Source organism: Brevibacillus sp. RS1.1, assembly GCF_013284365.1.
GTDB classification, from domain to species: Bacteria; Bacillota; Bacilli; order Brevibacillales; family Brevibacillaceae; genus Brevibacillus; species Brevibacillus brevis_D.
This window is the reverse complement of record NZ_JABSVA010000003.1, coordinates 794,683-810,856: the sequence shown is the minus strand read 5'-3', so window position 1 is coordinate 810,856 and position 16,174 is coordinate 794,683. Positions and strand designations below refer to the sequence as shown.

At 42.4% G+C, this 16,174-nt stretch carries 16 protein-coding genes and 2 pseudogenes; 12 read left to right on the top strand and 6 right to left on the bottom strand.

All coding sequences use genetic code 11. The annotated features are described in order from the left end of the window. Positions 1 to 70: 70 nt before the first annotated feature. Positions 71 to 274, bottom strand: a complete 204-nt coding sequence (locus HP570_RS14370; protein WP_173626136.1) for a helix-turn-helix transcriptional regulator — start codon at positions 272 to 274, stop codon at positions 71 to 73. Between the two features lie 329 nt (positions 275 to 603). On the opposite strand from HP570_RS14370, the gene HP570_RS14365 reads away from it, so the two are divergent. From HP570_RS14365 to HP570_RS14335, 7 genes are all read left to right on the top strand, one after another. Next, the gene (locus HP570_RS14365) at positions 604 to 1,965 is read left to right on the top strand and encodes a helix-turn-helix domain-containing protein (RefSeq protein ID WP_173626135.1); all 1,362 of its coding nucleotides are present in this window, start codon (positions 604 to 606) and stop codon (positions 1,963 to 1,965) included. A gap of 2 nt (positions 1,966 to 1,967) precedes the next feature. Further along, complete coding sequence (locus tag HP570_RS14360; protein WP_173626134.1) at positions 1,968 to 2,117, top strand: hypothetical protein; 150 nt, start codon at positions 1,968 to 1,970, stop codon at positions 2,115 to 2,117. A gap of 87 nt (positions 2,118 to 2,204) precedes the next feature. Beyond that, a complete protein-coding gene (locus tag HP570_RS14355; RefSeq protein ID WP_217364625.1) occupies positions 2,205 to 2,558 on the top strand; it encodes an aspartyl-phosphate phosphatase Spo0E family protein in 354 nt (117 codons plus the stop codon). A gap of 71 nt (positions 2,559 to 2,629) precedes the next feature. After that, on the top strand, positions 2,630 to 3,259 hold the full coding sequence (locus tag HP570_RS14350) for a hypothetical protein (protein ID WP_173626133.1): 630 nt from the start codon (positions 2,630 to 2,632) through the stop codon (positions 3,257 to 3,259). A gap of 131 nt (positions 3,260 to 3,390) precedes the next feature. After that, positions 3,391 to 3,777, top strand: coding sequence for a hypothetical protein (locus tag HP570_RS14345; RefSeq protein ID WP_254495269.1), 387 nt, complete (start codon positions 3,391 to 3,393; stop codon positions 3,775 to 3,777). A gap of 849 nt (positions 3,778 to 4,626) precedes the next feature. Next, the gene (locus tag HP570_RS14340; RefSeq protein ID WP_173626131.1) at positions 4,627 to 5,304 is read left to right on the top strand and encodes a hypothetical protein; all 678 of its coding nucleotides are present in this window, start codon (positions 4,627 to 4,629) and stop codon (positions 5,302 to 5,304) included. Positions 5,305 to 5,334: 30 nt separating this feature from the next. Continuing rightward, entirely contained in the window at positions 5,335 to 5,610 is a 276-nt protein-coding gene (locus HP570_RS14335) for a hypothetical protein (RefSeq protein WP_173626130.1), read from the top strand. A gap of 130 nt (positions 5,611 to 5,740) precedes the next feature. On the opposite strand, the pseudogene HP570_RS14330 reads toward HP570_RS14335, so the two are convergent. The 3 genes and pseudogenes from HP570_RS14330 to HP570_RS14320 all read right to left on the bottom strand — a co-directional run. Then, positions 5,741 to 5,980, bottom strand: a pseudogene (locus HP570_RS14330) (Tn3 family transposase); the annotation flags it as partial. A gap of 432 nt (positions 5,981 to 6,412) precedes the next feature. Beyond that, positions 6,413 to 7,276 carry an alpha/beta fold hydrolase gene (locus tag HP570_RS14325; RefSeq protein WP_173626129.1) on the bottom strand — a complete coding sequence of 288 codons (864 nt, stop codon included), beginning with the start codon at positions 7,274 to 7,276 and terminating at the stop codon, positions 6,413 to 6,415. Positions 7,277 to 7,294: 18 nt separating this feature from the next. After that, positions 7,295 to 8,212, bottom strand: coding sequence for a PadR family transcriptional regulator (locus tag HP570_RS14320; protein ID WP_173626128.1), 918 nt, complete (start codon positions 8,210 to 8,212; stop codon positions 7,295 to 7,297). A gap of 571 nt (positions 8,213 to 8,783) precedes the next feature. Here HP570_RS14320 and HP570_RS29945 point away from each other — a divergent pair. The 4 genes and pseudogenes from HP570_RS29945 to HP570_RS14305 form a co-directional block, all read left to right on the top strand. Continuing rightward, a pseudogene (locus HP570_RS29945) lies at positions 8,784 to 8,900 on the top strand (DUF418 domain-containing protein); the annotation flags it as partial. 136 nt (positions 8,901 to 9,036) lie between these two features. Further along, positions 9,037 to 11,079, top strand: a complete 2,043-nt coding sequence (locus tag HP570_RS14315) for a molybdopterin-containing oxidoreductase family protein (RefSeq protein WP_173626127.1) — start codon at positions 9,037 to 9,039, stop codon at positions 11,077 to 11,079. 83 nt (positions 11,080 to 11,162) lie between these two features. After that, on the top strand, positions 11,163 to 11,474 hold the full coding sequence (locus HP570_RS14310) for a hypothetical protein (RefSeq protein WP_173626126.1): 312 nt from the start codon (positions 11,163 to 11,165) through the stop codon (positions 11,472 to 11,474). Positions 11,475 to 11,793: 319 nt separating this feature from the next. Next, complete coding sequence (locus tag HP570_RS14305) at positions 11,794 to 12,282, top strand: SitI3 family protein (protein WP_173626125.1); 489 nt, start codon at positions 11,794 to 11,796, stop codon at positions 12,280 to 12,282. 45 nt (positions 12,283 to 12,327) lie between these two features. Here the strand turns inward: HP570_RS14305 and HP570_RS14300 are convergent, their stop codons facing one another. Further along, positions 12,328 to 13,509 carry a NupC/NupG family nucleoside CNT transporter gene (locus tag HP570_RS14300; RefSeq protein WP_173626124.1) on the bottom strand — a complete coding sequence of 394 codons (1,182 nt, stop codon included), beginning with the start codon at positions 13,507 to 13,509 and terminating at the stop codon, positions 12,328 to 12,330. A gap of 207 nt (positions 13,510 to 13,716) precedes the next feature. Here HP570_RS14300 and HP570_RS14295 point away from each other — a divergent pair, with 207 nt between their 5' ends. Further along, positions 13,717 to 14,253 carry a DL-endopeptidase inhibitor IseA family protein gene (locus HP570_RS14295; protein ID WP_173626123.1) on the top strand — a complete coding sequence of 179 codons (537 nt, stop codon included), beginning with the start codon at positions 13,717 to 13,719 and terminating at the stop codon, positions 14,251 to 14,253. Between the two features lie 56 nt (positions 14,254 to 14,309). Here HP570_RS14295 and asnB read toward each other — a convergent pair whose 3' ends face one another. Next, the gene (gene asnB / locus HP570_RS14290) at positions 14,310 to 16,157 is read right to left on the bottom strand and encodes an asparagine synthase (glutamine-hydrolyzing) (protein WP_173626122.1); all 1,848 of its coding nucleotides are present in this window, start codon (positions 16,155 to 16,157) and stop codon (positions 14,310 to 14,312) included. Positions 16,158 to 16,174 lie beyond the last annotated feature (17 nt).

Sequence of the window (16,174 nt, the reverse complement as noted above, 5' to 3'; positions counted from 1 at the left end):
CCACGGTAATCCGGCTTTTTGCTTATTTAATCTTAGGGTTGAATTTTACATTTCTCATAGGAAACCGCTCTTAGTTAGGTTCACGTCTGTCTTTCCACTCGTCAACTTCTCTTGGATCGATGTCGAGAACTTCGCAAATATGTAGCGCAATCGTAACAGTGGGAGTGGTAATCCCGTATTCTATGTTCTGATAGTGTTTCAAGGATACGTTTATGATCCTGCTTACTTTTTCCTGGGATAATTTCTTTTCTATTCGGGCATCTTTTAGTTTCAATTCTTGGAAGCTCTCCTTGAATTTTTACTCATATGTTAACCTGTTAGCGAATTTTTGATGACCCATGATACTTGGCGAATTAAAGTACACGTATTATACTTACTGTTATTGCTAGGCATTTACATTTTGATAGCCTCTAAAAACTAAGATGAAAGTGGAATGAAAATTCATAGAAGGATGTGAACTCCATGCATGAGTAATATAATTGACGGATCATGAGTAAGTTCAAGGGGAATTTATGGCAAATATTTACAAATGCTTGCGACGATTATAAAATATGGGAAGTTAAGTGTTTCTTATGTACATGACTAAGGGGGATTTCTTTTAGTATGGAAACAAGAAAAACAACACAAAAATCGATACGTTCTGAAATAGATAAAAATATGAAAGAGAACGGATATACACTTAGTAAACTCAGTGAGTTGAGTGGCGTTAATCCTGGACATTTGAGTGAGATCCTAAATAGCAATCCACCACGTGCCATTACAATTGGTCAGCTTGACACGTTGGCTAAGGTCTTTAAAAAGGCTCCTGGTTGGTTGTACGAGTTATACCCGGAAGAGTGCATAGCCGAGGAAAAAATTTCGCGTCCACGTTTGATCCCTTACTTGGTTCGATGTGCTGAGATCGGGCGTCAGGATTGTATTGATGTGGTTGTCTCAAGATTGCTAGAGAACCCTAAAAACGTTTCCATTCTCTTCACTGTTGCAGAGCAATTATTTCAAACTGGTGGAAAGGCTATGTCAGTCCCTTTTTATCAGCTAGTGATTGAAGCTGAAAAAGATAGCCATTCGGATCACTTTCTGATAAGTCAATATCGGTTATTTCGTGCGTTACAAGGTACAAGTCCAGAAGACAACTGGAAAGCGGTCATAAGGTTTGAACCCTATCGGAACAGATTGTCCGAAAATCACCAATTGGACGCGTTGTTACATTTAGCTAATGTGTGCTACATGTTGCAGAAGTGGAAAGATGTAGAAAAATATGCTGACGAATTACGGACCCTAGCTATTGCAGTCTATCAGGATCAATTACGTAAGAAAGAGAGCGGTAAAACGGTTGAAATGTTACACACGGAACGTCATCTAGTTGTGTACTATGGCCAAAGCTCCTTGTTAAAAGGAGTTGCTCTCACTATGCAAGAACAGTATGAAGAAGCGGAAAAACACGTGATCGAATATACTGATCTTACTTGGTTTGGACTGTTAGATGAGATAGGACATAAAGAAGTAAAGAAATTCAATATATGGGGCAGGGCTAACTTATATGGGCTTAACTTAAAGAAGGGAAACGTGAGTATTCTATCAGAGTATGTTGCTTTCTTACAGGAACATCCAAATGAAATTCTCCCTGGGATGTTGACCATCATCGAAGCAGCCAATAAACATAATTTTTGTATAGATGAGCTACTGCATCGTTATTCTGCTAATCTATCCAGCTTTTATGACCATCAGAACCCTATTAATTTGAGTCAGAATTTTCACTTTTGGGATCAAAAGACTGAATATGAATTTAGAAAAGGAAACACGTCTCAAGCGATAGATCAGTTACTGTTGTGCCTGGATTTATCTGACAAAATGACCTATCACCAAGGATTTAAACGTTGTGTCACAAAGTTTTGGAAACACTTGCCGCATGCAACAAATGAGCAAAAAGATCGCTATGAAGCCATTTTAGAAGGGAGAGTGTGAATATGAAGAAATTTTTTGTTTTGTTATCCATGGTTTTGAGTTTTGGGGTACTTTCCAGTGTTGGCCAGGCTTCTATCGCAAGCGAAACGCCATCTTTTTCTGCTGTTTCTCCTCCTCCAGTTATGCAATATCATCACGGCGTAGGAGGCTAAATAGGGTTTGATAAAGGGTTCGAAAAAGCATCCCAAACAAAAAAGGGATGCTTTTTTTATTTTCCCATTTTTCTAAGAACAGTGAATTTGGGAAAATGCAGTATAGTTATAAATGTATTTATTGTTAAAATAAGGGAGGTGATAACCATAGGGGCTATTGCATATAAAAAGGGCGTTCCACCCCTTTGCCAGGTTACAGGAACGCCCGCAGGAGGAGCAGATACAGCTCCTATAAGTAAATGTACCACGCTAGCATTAGATCGGGAAGGAGGAACTTATCACGATGTAGATCATTTGAAAAACATTGTGGAACAATTACGTGAACAACTGGTGCAATTGTTTTTGGAGAAGAAAGATTTGTTGGATGATGAAGTCGTGGAATTAAGCCAGAAACTGGATAAGTACATTCTGGTAATTCAATCAAGGATGATACAAAAATAAGAAAAAAAGAAAGTAAGGTTTTATTTAAATTGAGGTAATTAAAACCTAAAGTGGTTACAGGAGGGTAAAAAATGAATAGTAAGAAACTTTCTTTCGCAACTCTCTTACTTAGCGGTTTAGTTGTATCTGGAGCTGGTTCTGCCTTCGCAGCATCTCAAGCTGAGACTATTCAAATAGGTAACCTAAAAATCGTTGAACGTGTATATGAGAACCCAGTAGAGTATGATTTTACAGATGACCTTACGAAGAGTGATTCATCTAAGATTGGTCCCTTAGGCAATGATATGACTGGCAAAGTGTATGAAATGTCTAAGAAGGACCTATACAAATCAAAATCTTATGAAGCTGATATTGAGAATGATAGTAACGAAAACGATACCTTTATGAGGAAGGTTACAAGAAAAACCTTTTTGACCGGTAAAATAGGTGCGTCAGCCGAGACGAAAGTCAACTGGAGGATAATAGAGGGGAAAGTGGGGATTAATGCAGAAGTTTCATTTGGAGAAGAAGACATTATAGAAACAACCCACAGTTGGGTCATACCAAAGCGTACGATTACAACCGTTGAATACGGATCAAAAGCCGTAAAAACAACTGGAAGCTTAAACGAATATTTTCAAGGCAGAGTAGTGGATTCTAACTACGTAAACGTCAAATACTCGTACAAAGAGTATTCTAGTAAAAAATCAAAAGATCTATGATCCGACCTCTCCATATACTTCTCCTTCTGTTCATAGTCCTTCTTAGTGGCTGTAGCGAGGCAGTAACAGTCCCTAAAGAGAAGTCATATGTAAGCGTCTACGATTATTTCGAAGAAATTCATGGGGAGAATTTGAAAACATCCGTGCTCCAAATAACAAAAAATGGTAATTCGGCAGAACTCACGTTACGAATCTTAATTTCGGATGATTTGAGAGAAAAAATGATGCATACGGAAAAACCCATTTACTTTTCGTTTGCAGATATGCCGGGTAACGAGACCATTAAAAATTTGCTTGCAGAGACTCCTTCACTCGTTCAAATTGATTTAAACAGTAATGAGAGTCGGTATACAATTACGCAACAGCTAAAGCTAAAAGAAAATTTGTCAGAAGCTGATAACCAGGCGCTATTGTCTCCTGCTAATTACCGACTTCAGGTCATAAACGAAGAAAAGCTCGGTGTGGCTAGTTTTATGGGACTAGAATACTCGCTACTTCCTGAAGATAATCAGAAGTAGCAAATCGCTTGTTACGAATTGTATCTCTTGTGGCAAACGTGTCCACACCCTACATGGTTTTTTTTTGGGGGTACCGCCAACAAAATGTGACTTGGATGTAATAAAAAACTCGTATTCCTGTACGCTAAGGAACACGAGTTTTTTCATATTGCCGGTACCCTTTATTTTTCGAGTCTAATACATTATTTTCAGTGAACACCTAGGCTTACTAGCAACTTCTTGTTAGTATCCCTAAGCGTAAGCGTGCTATATGGCAAATGTAAAGAGTGCGCCTACAAAGAGGTTTAAATGATTCTCATTTTAAAGATTCGGACCACTTTAAGCCTAACTGAAATGCTGTTGTGGCATAAATTACCTAATCATGAGGTCATAGAGACATGTCAATTAAGTTGAAACGGAGTTTACTGTTTAGCGTGGTTATTTATTTGCTTGGGCACTTGGACTATATTGCTACAAAGTATGACAGAATCTAAAGTGGTATCAAAGTGATCTAAAAAAATAATCATCATCATCAGAAAACGATTGTCGTTAATAAATATACCGTAAAAAGAGAGGCTGAAATATTGAATTACGGAGCCGATCCGATACTTGCAACACAGTATGCTCCTGAACACCCAACCAAGTTAGGGACCCCCAATCGCAGAGGCAAGAATGTTGGGGAATCGTCAAATGATTGCATTACTAGAAGCATACATCCAGAATTAGAGTAGCGTTTGTTAAAGCGTAGAAATAGGGTTCAGGCCATTATTCTGGAAATTATTAGCCTGATAACGTGTAATTTCCTTATTGTAGTTCTATAGTCCTCATGCTTTTTACACTTCAAATCTAACAACAACGGAGAATGTGATAATGAAAAAAGTAGCAGGAATCACGCTTATGGTAGCGTTGCTAGGTTTCAATGCATACCTGTGGCCAACATTGATTAAGGAAGTAAAAGCCGATCAGAAAAACACGAAAAGCGTCCCAAAAGCAACGCAAACGACTTCGGCTTCGCTTTTGTCAGTTACAACTCCGGTTATGGATTTAGCCAATCAAGGGACGAGGCCAACCAATGTATCGGCGTATCCGGTTGAACAACCAGTAGTTCAGTCAACCCCGACAAAGTTGGTAGCAAGCAAGCCTGGCACAGAAGCGAAAAAGCAGTCATCGAAAAAGTCCCTACAGACGGCATCAAATAAGCAGCCAAAGAAAACTGTCAAAAAGCCTTCCAAATCATCGAGACAATCGGATGGTCCAGACGTTCAGATGTCCTTTACAGTTGAGCCAACTAGGATACATTATGAAGAGACGACCTATACAACGAAGAGCAGCTACGGCGGTGGGTCGTTCAATATGCCGCTCCAATATAATCCGTATAGGGGAAAAGTCGAAGAACCATTCAAAATTACTCTAGACAACATATATCCTGATACTCCGACGTTGGACGAACACAAACAGAGACTTGGTATTCCAGTGACTGATGAACCGTATGTACCTCCTGTAAAAAAGGATCAACAACGACTCGCACCGCAGTCGTATCCAAGATGATAGGAGAATACGGGATCAAATGAATAGCCTTTGATTGGAAGGCGGTTTAAAAGAGAATATATCCACGTAAAAGAACTAATTGTTACTTTATTGAAGATAGAAGCGGGGATAGCTATCTTTCTGTCGAAGATCCATCAAGTGATATGTGCCCTAGCCACAGATATCAAAGAAGGAAAAAATCCATTTGGGGACTCCTATGATGAAGAAGCTAACGAATTTGTAACTTTCTTTAATGAGGATTTCTCTACAGAAGTTGGTGAGTTTCAGCCTATCTCTGAAGAATTCTTCTTAAAAGTAAAAAGCTAGTGGGACAACTTCAATAATCAATAAGTACATTAATCTAAAAAAGAGGGGCCCTCATCATTCAGGGTTCTTTTTAATATTTCTCCAGAAAGAAGACTATACATAATGTACATAAATAAGGAAAGCACTCTGGGTCTTCGTACAGCCGCCATTGCGCTGCATTAGCCATCTGCCGATATGAAATGCTCGGCGTGGCTTCAGCCATTTTCGTAAGCCCAATTTTCGTTCCCATTGCCATAATGGTAGCCATAAGAATTGTCGGTTCTTCCTCGTTTTGAGTGCGGTTACTGGAGGCGTGAATAAACTGTTCATGAAAATTCGTCAAGTTGGCTACTTCCATGAGCAGATCCGTTAGTTTGATTCGTGGAAGAAGTGGCTATGTTGGTTTATACCGACAGAGGATTGGCACTTTTCGGGCTCTCTTTGAGGTCAATCACGGCGGGATCTACAAATAAAAATTAAAAAAGAGAACCCGATTCAGTTTGAAGAATCGGGTTTTATAAGTCCAGGGCATTACGCTAACGGGAGGATAGTTGAATAATAATTCCAGTGAGCCGTATCATCGATAGTGGTAAAGCAAAAGGTCGAGTTAAAGTTTGAATCTTCTATCCTAAGATTTCAGATGGGAGCATAAATGCTTCGCAAACGGGGAGTGTGTAGTATTGAAGTAAAGGGCAGATAAATGGGAGGGCTGAAAATGCCCATAAACAAAGGGTCTCGAGACATGGAGTTTTTCTCTCGGCTGTTAGGCCGGAGGTGCTAATGTCGGGAAACCCTTAATTTTATTGTTTGCGGTAACATATTATCAACCACCTTGAAGGTTCAAGAATTTTAATATCCTATCTCCTTGGTTGACAATTAGGTGGCCCGTACCAGGCAACAGCTCGATCTTAGCTTGTTGTGCAAATTGTTTAAGTCGCTTTATACTCTTGCTTGCAGGTATTATTTGATCAGAATCGCCAAAAAGCATTAAAATCGGCATAGTTAATTGATAAAGCGACTGATCACTAAATAGTGGCATTCTTGCTGTTCGTGGTTTGAAATATTTGAACGTAAGTGATGCCAATGGAAGCTCTTCTCCCAATCCGGATAACGATGATGAAGAAATATTACTGCCACCCACTAATTTGAGTGTTTGTAGCTGGCCCCATTTTCCAAGTAGTGAGAAAAAAATTGCTTTCCATAGGAAACTGGCTTTTTCATGTGCAAGCCCTCCGGGACAAAGCAAAACCAAATTATTAACCTTATCCGGATAGGTGGTAGCGAAACTCAATGCCATCCAGCCGCCTAATGACATAGCTACAATTGAACAGGTGCTTAATCGAAGTGCATTTATTGTTTCATTCAACCATAAAGCATATGAACCACTTTCGTAGCTTGGTCGGCTTGCCGCTGATAATCCTGCTTCTCCAATAATGTCGATCGCATAGACATTGTGGGTTTTAGAAAGAGAAGCTACATCGCCGTACCAGGTGAAAGAATTCGATACGCTTCCATGCAGGAGGATCAGTGGGGGATTGTCCTTTGATCCAGACTCTATGATAAAAGTCGGTCCAAGACTTGTTTCAACTTCGTATTGGTGGTTTTCCACTGGCCAGTTGGCAAGTATTTTGCGGTACTGTCCTAAAACTTCTCGTTTGCCTACTTCTGACTTATATATATTTTCCATTATTTCTCGCCTTTCTTTCTATTTCAGAAGCCATTTTTCAGCTTCTTCTTTACTTTCATATAATCTAAAATGATTGCCTTTGTTCGTTTCCATGGCCATTTGTTTAAATATGCCTTTTTGAATTGTCTCCTGAGGAATAATAGCAGCAGCTTTTATGCCATAGTTTATAAATTTCTGAATAATATTACCTGCCAGTTTGGTTTTAAGTTTGAAGAAATCCTCTGATAAGGCTGCATAGTGTATCATAAGCGCATATGTCTCATGTTCCCAGCATAAAGTCACTAGATCAAGTGCATTATTCTCTGTACTTAAAGGTTCAGTAGTAGAAATGAGTTCAATATATTTTTTACTTTCTATTACTCTAATCTCATAGTTCATCCTGTCTTTTGTCTCCAAAATTTCATTTTCAAACAACTTCTGACGAGTTTCACGGACCCAATTAAGTTCATTATTATAGGTTGAAATAACGTTTTTTGAAATCATCTCCCATATTAAGCTTTCCCTAGTGCTTCTATTAGGCGAATGAAGAGCACGTTTGTATTTTTCCTTCTGCATAATCAATTGGAGTTTGATTTCATTTTCATATTTTGAGAGTACTTCACTTAATTCTTGATTACTTAACATATCTGACCATGCAAGCTGTACTAAAAATGTTTTTTTAATTTCAGGAGCTTCTGGTGATGACACAAGCCATTTTCTTAATTCTTTAAGTCCTTCTTCTGTTATGGTATATATTTTTTTTGAAGGAGAGTTATCCTGGTGGACCACATCATTGGTAACGAAACCTTCATTTTCCATACTTATTAGAGCTTTGTAAATTTGATTATTATTACCGGACCAATACATGAATGAGGAATCTTCAAAAATCTTTTTTAGTTCATATCCTGTTGAGGACTTCCAACTCAATATGCCTAATATTGCTAATTGGATTGACATAGTTACACCTCGTTATAAATAACATAGGTTAATAGTAACATATGTTATTGCTTTTGTTAATCTATTTTCGTCATGCTTGTCAGCTGCTTCAACCATCCACCACTCAAATATATGCCCAGTACGAGGAGAGCGGCGAAAGCTCTGCTCACAGAGCAATACGGGCAAAACAGAGAACGGATCGCAAGTGAGATGTGTACCTTACTCCAGGTGTCAGAGCTTCCTCGTGAATTTTCAGAAGCTCTCGAATGGTTCATGGTAGGGGCTACATACCAATGATCCAATTCATAGGGTTGGTACAATTGATTTTGTGATAGCTACCTACTAAAACCCCCACAACCGCAACTTCACGGAAGATCGACATCGTGAAGCTGCGGTTTTTTTCATGGCCGAATACGTGCAATGGCTGACGGTTTTCAACTCAACGGATTTAGGCAATCCAGGTGGAGGCGGCTCCGCACAAACATGAAGAATGTCGTGTTCTTTTATGGAGAGGGCTGCTTAGTTGTTTTAGACTACAGGAAGATCATGGCGTAATAAGTCTACACATTCCTTACATACAAATGTGCTTTGTAAATTAACCTTCTTTGTATGGAATGAAGCAATGCTTGTTCTTTTCTTGTCACCAGTAGCACTTGATTTAGGGGGACATGTTAGTAACGGGATAGCTGCTTTGATTGCCATGACTATTTAGAGCCTTTCTCTGTCATTGGCCGCGATTTAAAACTAATGAACTTATCATTCGCGCAGGGGTAGTGCCTTCTTTTTTCAATCGATTATAATAGCGTATAGAAGCTAGTTACTGTTATGAGAAAGAAGGAACCTCCATGACCTATACGACCCAGGAAAACGGTGTTTTTCCAGCAGTCTGTTCACTTGATTGCCCGGACCAATGTGGATTGCTCCTTCATAAAAAAGACGGGAAAATCGTCAAAATCGAAGGGGACCCGAATCATCCGGTGACGAAGGGGAATATTTGCAACAAAGTCCGCAACATGACTGAGCGCATTTACGATCCCAAGCGACTCACGCATCCGTTAAAGCGTATTGGCAAAAAAGGGAGCGGGGAGTTTGTTCGAATCAGTTGGGAAGAAGCCATCACTACCATAACCGAACGCTGGCGTGCCTTGATAGATTCAGACGGTCCCGAGAGCATTTTGCCTTACAGCTTTTACGGGAACATGGGGCGGATTAGTGTTGAGGGAATGGATCGCCGTTTTTTCCATCGGATGGGGGCTAGTCAACTTGACCGTACGATCTGCAACAGTGCAGGGGCTGTAGGCTACAGCTACACGATGGGCGGAGCCTTTGGCACAGATCCGGAAGACACTGTACATTCCAAGCTGTTCATCATGTGGGGCATCAACACGGTTAGCACCAACATGCATCAAGTGGTGTTTGCGGAACAGGCTCGAAAAAATGGGGCGAAGATCGTCGTGATTGATGTCCATAAAAATCAGACGGGTCGATGGGCTGATTGGTTTATCCCGATTTTACCCGGAACAGATACGGCTTTGGCTTTGGGCATCATGCATGTGCTTTTTGCAGAAAACTTGGTGGATTCAGCCTTTATGGAAAAGTATACGGTAGGACATGAAGAGCTCAGAAAGCATGTAAGCACCTACGATCCTGCCATCGTATCAGCCATAACGGGTGTCCCTGTCGACGATATTTACAAATTGGCGAGAATGTATGGCACCACTACTCCGTCCTTTATTCGCATTGGAAACGGCATTCAGCATCACGACAATGGTGGAATGTGTGTAAGGACGATTGCTTGTCTTCCGGCCCTGACAGGGCAGTGGCTCGTTAAAGGTGGTGGGGCCAATAAAGGGAATAAAGGTTTCTTGGAGCACAACAAACTTGCCGTGCAGAGACCAGATTTGCTGGCCAATAAACAGACGAGAGTCATCAATATGAATGAGCTTGGAAAAGCGTTGCTCGATACAGAGCCGCCGGTCAAATCGCTCTTCGTCTATACGAGCAATCCAGCCATTGTTGCACCGGATGGAAACAAAGTGCGGCAAGGCTTGGCAAGAGAGGATTTGTTCACAGTCGTACATGACTTATTTTTGACGGAGACGGCTCTTTTTGCCGATATCGTTTTGCCAGCGACGTCTTCCTATGAAAATACGGATTTTTACACGTCGTATTGGCATCATTACATTCAACTTCAGCAGCCGGTGATCGCCCCATTTGGAGAGAGCAAGTCCAACACGGAGGTTTTCCGCTTGCTGGCTGCTGCTATGGGATATGACGAACCTGCTTTTCAAGACAGTGATGCAGAGATGGTCAGACAGGCGTTGGAGGGGCACGGCAATCCTCATCTGGAAGGAATCACGTATGAAACTTTGGTCGAAAAACAATATGCCAAAGCAAATTTGGAACCTTTCTTTTTGGAACACCTTCCCACCCCAAGTGGCAAAATTGAGCTTTACTCACAAGCAATGGCAAAACGAGGGCTGCCCCCATTACCGACGTACACGCCATTGGTGAATGATGGGGATTTCCCGTATTTATTTGTGCCGGGGCCGAATCACAATTATTTGAACTCCACGTTCTCGAATAATGAGAAGCATAAGAAAATGGAGAAAATACCACGTTTGCATATGAATGTGGCAGATGCGTCTGCATCAGGCATAAGTGACGGAGATACGGTCCGCATATGGAATGAGCGGGGAGAATGCGAGCTCGTGGCAGCTGTCGGAGAAAATGTTCTAACGGGTGTCGTCGTGAGTCAAGGCTTATGGGCAGATAACGAAGGTCCGAAGCATTATGTAAATGCCCTCACACCAGACCGAATCGCGGACATGGGTGGAGGCGCGACGTTTTTCTCCGGACGTGTTGATGTGGAAAAGATCGTCCGATAACAAACAGCGAGTGCTCCTACTGCAAGGGCACTCGCTGTTCCATTTTTTCGTGAATGTACCGCAAAAAGGGGAGGAAGCGTCTTATGCTTGATTCCAATCTAATAAAACAACTCATAAAAGAACGGTCAGAACTTCACCTGAATGATCCAAAGGTATATGATTTCTGGGAAAGGCTAACGGAGCTTTTGAGTGCCAACACTCTAGAAACCATCGAGTTCTTCGAGGCTTGCACAGAGCAAGAAGCTTATTGGCTTAGTGAAATTTTTGAGGATATCTCAGCAAGAGTGAATAGTCGGGATTTTATCGAATGTATAAAGCGAGTGGACAGAAAATATCCAGAATTACAACTTTCAAAAGATATTAGGGTAGCGGAGGATTTTATGGACCGAACATGATGAGTGAGTATACTCCTTAAAGAACGAGGATTGTACGAAAAAAAGGAGTGGGTAATGATTAATCCTATATTCAAGCAATGGTTGAGTTTGGTAGTGGTCATGGAGGAGACGGTTCCCCATGTACCCAGAATGAATTGTCAAAATTGCACGAGTGAAAGCGTTGGTTATGAATACATAGGAGCTCCAGAGAAGAGAGTAGGCTCAAGAATCGGAATCCCGGAAGGTGCAAGCGTCATACCGTTTCATGCAGGAGAAGAACAAATCGCCCATATCCCAAATTTCAAGAAGGTTTCCCCATAATACAGGAGGAGGTTCTCTTGTGGCACTGGAATATTCGTTACTTTTGGAAGATCATGTTTTATCAAAAGATACTATTCTAGACGAATTAAACAAATTAGGATACTCATGTGAGAAGATTGAATGCCTTCAACTAGGCTTCACCATCTATGATACCTACGAAAAGGCAGGTTTTTCGTTATCCTTGCTGGATACATCCTGTATGGCATTTGGTTATGAATTCGAGTACTTACCTGATCCATTTATGGATAAGCAGGATCTTTGTTTTCGAATCAATAAGTTCTATGACTGGGAACATGCAATCACTAATATTCTCACAATCATTTTCAATTTTTTAGCGAAGGTCCAAGGGAGCGCTATCTTTGAATGTAACGGTGAAACCATTCATCTATTAAGAAGGAATGGTGTGTTGTATATAAACGAGGATACTGGATTTTGGAAAAACGAAAATTTTCTCCGCTTCGTGAACAAGTTCGACTATGAAATTTTAAAAGCGCCAAACCAACAATAAAAAAGTGTCCCCACCACATCGCAGAGGGACACTTCTTCTTTTCGATTACAAAACAAAGCTGACGACGATACCAGACAAAAGACTAACCAGCGTGGCACCGAACAACAGCTTCAACCCAAAACGAGCAACCACATTGGATTGTTTCTCATTCAGCCCTTTCACCGCACCAGCGATAATGCCGATAGAGGAGAAGTTCGCGAACGAAACAAGGAAGACGGAAAGAATTCCTACTGTACGTGGGGAGAGTTCAGATACGACTTTGCCCAGCTCGATCATCGCTACAAACTCGTTCGTTACGAGCTTCGTCGCCATGATACTACCAGCCTTCATCGCTTCCCCAAAAGGAATACCCATCAGGACGGCAAAAGGAGCGAAGACGAAGCCAAGCATTTCTTGGAACGTCCAGCCGAAAATCATGCCGAACAAGCTGTTCACAGCTGCGATCAAAGCAACAAAACCGAGCAGCATTGCGCCAACGACTACGGCTACCTTGAAGCCGTCCATGATGTACTCGACGAGCATTTCGAAAAAGGACTGCTTTTCATTGCTTTGAATCTCCAGTAAATCGTCTTCTTCTTTCACGGTATAAGGGTTGATGATCGAAGCGATAATAAAGCCGCCAAACAGATTCAAGAACAGGGCTGTGACAACGTATTTCGGCTCAATCATCGTCATGTACGCACCGACAATCGACATCGAAACAGTGGACATAGCTGACGCGCACAGCGTGTACAGACGGTGCTCCGGCAAGGAACCGAGCTGTTTTTTCACCGTGATGAATACTTCATTTTGGCCGACGATAGCAGAAGCAACAGCGTTGTAAGACTCTAACTTACCCATGCCGTTAATTTTGCTTAGAACAAAGCCAATTGCCTTCATGATAATCGGCAAAATCTTGAAGTGACGCAAAATACCGATGAGAACAGAAATGAAGACGATTGGGAGCAATACACCAAGGAAAAAGGACATTTGTCCGTCGTTTGCCAGATTACCAAATACGAAATTGATTCCTTCCCCAGCAAATGCAAGAAGCTTTTCAAACGATTTGGAAATGGCTGAAACGAATATAACCCCAAACTTGGTTTGCAGAAGAAGAAAGGCGAGCAAAAATTGCAGAGCAATCATGACGATGATCGGTCTGTATTTGACCTGTTTACGTCCATTGCTTCCTAACAATGCTAACCCGATCACGATGAGTATGCCAGCGATGGGAATGATAAAATTCATTACAACCTCCAAGAAATTAAATAGTGCTAAACTTAAAAGGCAAAAAAACGCACTTCCCGACAAGAGAAGTGAAAGCGGTTTATATTCTATCATCCCGATAATATGATTGCAATTTATATGTATGTTCAGAATTGTTGTCCGTTACGTGTGGAACGCTGAAATCGGGCGTACTAGCATAAGCCTACCGCCATACGGTTTATGGAGGAGGTGAAATCCTTGGATGAGTTGCAGAGGCTCAAGCAGTTTATTACTTCAGCAGAGCATGTCTGGACTCAGATCGCGAATTCGCCGAGAGGAAAGCCTGTATATACCGTAAACGGTGTGGATTACACGCCATTGCCCGAAAAATACAACACCAAACGAAAAATCTCCCGTATTTTCCGCCGGTATTGGGGCAAGCAATTGACGGAAGTGATGATTCGGAATCTCCACTTGCGGATGCTGAAAGGAAAGCTCTGTATTCCTTATCGTGACATCCCAACTTTTCCAGCAACCGTGCTGTCGTTGCAAATAAAAGTGAATCTGCCGGATCATCGGACCGTGGCTGCGATACTGAGCGGGGGAGGGAAAAAAACAAGAGTGGACTACCGTTTGATCCGAGTCGGCGCAACCAAAACGTTTACGATCATGAAACGCTCAGGCGAGCAGTTTGATCTGAGATATCAATCTCTTGCTACGATACCCCTCAACCCGAAGGCACAACCCGTACGTAGAAGCAAGCAACGGGGAAAAACCAAAAAGTAACGAAAAGCTCCTCAATTCCCCCGAAACATAAGGGGCGAGGAGCTTTTGTTATTCCGTTACGTACGAATGGAAACGCGGTACTCCCGCAGCCAATAATCTAGCTGGCCGAGATAGGCAAATAACTGTGGGGTACTCATGAGCTGACCGAAAAAAGGAATGCTCGAAGCCTGGGCATCTGACTCGGCAATTTTTCGAATCGTCGGAACATCTACCAGTTGAAGCAGTGGAGAGGAAGAGTCGTTTATGATATCCAGCAGCCAAGAGCGAACGGCTTCCGTATAGGCGGGATTGTGTGTTTTCGGATACGGGCTTTTCTTGCGATATAAAACCTCATCAGGCAAGATTCCTTCCATGGCTTTTCGCAAAATTCCTTTTTCCCGATTCCCGTGCGTCTTCATATCCCATGGGATGTTCCAGACATATTCCACGATGCGGTGGTCACAAAACGGGACGCGCGCTTCCAGACTGGCTGTCATACTCATTCGGTCTTTGCGATCCAACAGCGTGTTCATGAACCACGTAATATTCAAATAAAACATTTCCCGACGGCGCGCTTCAATCGGATCTTCGCCTGGAAGATGCGGGACTTCATCGAGAGATTCCTCATATCGCATGGCAACGTATTCCTCGGGTTTGACCCAATCACGAAGCTCAGGTGATAGCCAGGAGGCACGTTCTTTCGTCACTCTCGACCAAGGAAACGTTCCGGCATGCAGCAGTTCCTCACGATGAAACCACGGATACCCGCCAAATACTTCATCTGCGCATTCTCCAGAGAGGACGACGGTCGTCTCTTTTTTTATTTCTCGGCAAAACAGATAAAGCGACGCATCCACATCAGCCATCCCCGGCAAGTCGCGGGCAAGTGTCGCTGTTTTCAAGGCTTCGATCAAATCGTCAGTGTCGAACTTAATCGTGTGGTGCTCGGTTCCGAGAAACTTTGTAACGAGTTGCACATAAGGTTCATCCTCATTCGGTTGAAAAGCACTCGCCTTGAAATGTTTTCGGTTGTCGACGTAATCGATAGAGTAGCTGTGCAAAGTTCCGCGGCCTGTTTTTTGAAAATGATCTGCCGCAACAGCTGTAATAATGCTCGAGTCCAACCCGCCTGACAAGAGGGTCGAAACGGGCACATCTGCAACCAATTGGCGTTCAATCGAATCCGTGACTAGCTCCCTGACACGTTCCGCAGTTGTCTCCAAGTCATCCGTATGTGGGTGGCTTTTGAGCTGCCAGTAACGTTTTTGCTTGACACCATCACGAGTCACCAGCAGATAAGCACCGGGCCGAACCTCGTGTACATTGTGAAAAACTCCATGGCCAGGCGTACGGGCGGGACTGATTCCGAAAACCTCTGCCAAGCCTTCGCGAGAGAGCTCTGGTTTGACTTCGGGGTGAGCGAGCAAGGCTTTTAGCTCGGAAGCAAGCAGAAATGAACTGCCTCTTTGCGCATAAAACAGCGGCTTAACCCCCATACGGTCACGGCCGACAAACAATCTTTGTTCCCGTTCGTCCCAGATCGCAAAAGCGAAGATGCCGTTTAGCTTTGACAGACAATCTGGGCCCCACTCTAAATACGTGTGCAAAAGCACCTCCGTATCCGAGTGAGATTGAAAAGTATGTCCGCAAGCAAGCAGTTCTGCTCGCAAATCCTCGGTATTATACAATTCACCATTGTAAATCATGGTGCAGGCAAGTTCGTTTTTGAGAGCTGACATAGGCTGCTGTCCGCCAGCAGGGTCAACGACCACAAGGCGACGATGACCGAGGGCCGCGCGAGGAGTCAGCCAAAAGCCTTCTGCATCAGGGCCTCGATCCTTGAGGCATTGGGTCATTTTTTGCAGCATATCACGTTCACCAGATAAGTCCTTTTCCCAATCAATCCATCCTACAATTCCACACATGGCATACTCACCCTTCT